The sequence below is a fragment of the Paenarthrobacter sp. NPDC090522 genome, assembly GCF_044769225.1.
Taxonomy (GTDB): domain Bacteria; phylum Actinomycetota; class Actinomycetes; order Actinomycetales; family Micrococcaceae; genus Arthrobacter.
The window spans coordinates 1-1,007 of the sequence record NZ_JBIVXL010000051.1; the positions used below are offsets into that span (position 1 = coordinate 1).

A 1,007-nucleotide genomic window follows, 5' to 3' on the forward strand; every position below is an offset into this window, starting at 1 on the left:
GCTTCCTGAGGGGTCTGTTTTCCGGGCAGTGCTTGGTGTTCTCGTTCGGTGTTGTAGTACTGGTCGAAGGTGTCGATCTGGGTTTGAAGGATGGCCATGGTCGCCGGTGGTGGCTGTTTACGCAGGTAGCGGTGCAGGGTGAAGTGGAAGCGTTCGTTCTTGCCTTGGGTGGTCGGTTTGCCGGGTTTACCGGTAATGGGTTCGACGCCTTGGGACTTGAGGTACTCCACGAGCGCGCCGGTGCGTCCGCGGCGGGTCGGGTTCAGCGCCGCGCCGTTGTCGGAGAGGAACTTTTCCGGCACGCCGTGGCGTTCGATAGCCAGAGACACCACGGCGATGGCGGCCTCGCTCGTTTCCCCGGACGCGACCAAGGATGCCAGGGCCAGACGGGAGTGGTCATCGATGAGTTGAAAGATCGCCACTTTCTTCCCGTTGGCCAGCGGCCACTCGGTTGCGTCGATCTGCCAGCATGCGTTCGGCTGCGGGTAGACGAACCGTTTCTGAGCGCTGTGTGGCTTTTTCCGCGGCTCGGGGATGACGAGACCGGCGCGGGTGAAGATCCTGGCCACCGTCGCTCTTGAGGGCGGGACGAAGCCTTTGCGGGAAAGCGCCGAAATCACCGACAACGGGCCATGGTCATAGCCTCCGGATTCCAGCGACTTCCGGGTGGCCAGGAGGAGTTCGACCATCGCCGGAGCCGTCGCCGCGGGACTCGTCAACGGAACTGGCCGCTTCGTCGTCAAAGCCTGGACCGGGCCAGCGCTTTGGGCTTGAGCCCGGACCTTATAGAACCAAGACCGCGAGACGCCATGCTTCTTGCAGAACCTGCTGACCTCACCCCGAGGGGCATCTGCCGGCCACATGGCCACTGCTTGACGAACGGTCAACTTCGGGGCGGGTTTGCTCATGAAACAGAGCAAACCCGCCAGAAGTGTCTACGAGGTCCTGAGACACACTGTCCACGAAGTCATGAGACACAAGTGTCCATTAAGTCATGAGACTCCACA

Annotated in this window: 1 protein-coding gene; it reads right to left on the reverse strand. The window is 61.7% G+C overall.

Annotated elements, in window-relative coordinates; genetic code table 11:
- The coding region (locus ACIQT2_RS23975; RefSeq protein WP_402951781.1) for a DDE-type integrase/transposase/recombinase at positions 1–569 on the reverse strand (569 nt) is incomplete at its 3' end.
- Between the last annotated feature and the right edge of the window lie 438 nt (positions 570–1,007).